Raw genomic sequence first — 1,358 nt, 5'->3', positions numbered from 1 at the left:
TGGTGTTTTGTTTTTTTTTTTCAAAGCCGAAGGCGGCATTCGAATTGTGAGGAGGTTCCGTGGGCCCGGGAATGTTTAAAAGAGACAGGCGCAATTCGAGAATTTCCGGATCGGTCAGGCGCGAATTGGTCATATGCACATGCACGCCCGAAGTGCCGGGAAACTTCCGCCCTTCGTTGAATTGCCGGGCAGGAGAGCCGGAACAGATGGTTTCATAATACTGGAATTCGTCATTGCCGAAGGTCAGATTGTTCATCGTGCCCTGACTATTGGCCATCGCCCCCATCGCGCCAAACAGCGCGTTGGTCACATGCTGCGATGTTTCGACATTGCCCGCAACCACCGCCGCCGGATAGCGTGGTGAAAGCATAGAGCCTTCGGGTACGATGATCCGAATGGGGCGCAGGCAGCCTGCATTCATGGGAATTGGGGCCTCGACCATGACCCGGAACACATAAAGGACGGCGGCGCGCGTCACCGGCTCTGGCGCGTTGAAGTTGTTTTTTCGGACCTCCGAGGTGCCGGTGAAATCCACCGTCGCTTCGCGTGCGGCGCGGTCTACCGTGATCTTGACCCGGATCCCCTGACCGGTGTCGGTTTCATACTCATACGCGCCATCCGACAACTTCTCCAGCACCCGCGCCACCGCCTCGGCGGCGTTGTCCTGAACGTGGCCCATATAGGCCTGCACCACATCGAGACCAAAATTGCTCACCATCTTGCGCAGCTCGTTGATGCCGCGCGCATTGGCGGCGATCTGCGCCTTGAGGTCGTCCAGATTCATGTCGATGTTGCGGCAGGGGTAGGGGTGGTCACTGGGGATTGAGCGCAAAGCATCCTCGCGGAATTGTCCCCGGTCTACCAGTCGAAGATTGTCGATCAACACACCCTCTTCATCCACGGTGGTCGCAAGCGGTGTCATCGAACCGGGAGCGGTGCCGCCGACATCGGCATGATGACCGCGCGACGCGACCCAGAAGAGGATGCCTTGCCCAGCCTCATCAAAAACCGGCGTGACAACGGTAATGTCGGGCAAATGCGTTCCACCGTTATAGGGCGCGTTGAGCGCGAAGACATCGCCGGGGTGAATGTCGCCTTCATTGAGGCGAATAATCGTCTCGACGCTGCGATCCATAGAACCAAGGTGCACCGGCATATGCGGGGCATTGGCGACCAAGGCACCCGTGGCGTCAAAGACCGCGCAGGAAAAATCCAATCGCTCTTTGATGTTGACCGATTGCGCGGTGTTTTGCAGGGTCACGCCCATCTGTTCCGCGATGGACATGAACAGGTTGTTAAACACCTCAAGAAATGTCCCTTATAAAACTCTAAGCATCCCGAGAAAAAGAGGGGGGAAA

1 pseudogene is annotated in these 1,358 nt (G+C 57.1%); it reads right to left on the bottom strand.

The window, feature by feature from the left end:
- Positions 1 to 88: 88 nt before the first annotated feature.
- A pseudogene (locus tag HEP69_RS23670) lies at positions 89 to 1,309 on the bottom strand (hydantoinase B/oxoprolinase family protein); the annotation flags it as partial.
- Positions 1,310 to 1,358 lie beyond the last annotated feature (49 nt).

Origin of the sequence: Aestuariivita sp. (genome assembly GCF_021404545.1) — a bacterium.
Taxonomy (GTDB): Bacteria; Pseudomonadota; Alphaproteobacteria; order Rhodobacterales; family Rhodobacteraceae; genus Aestuariivita.
This window is presented reverse-complemented; position numbering and strand designations above follow the sequence as displayed.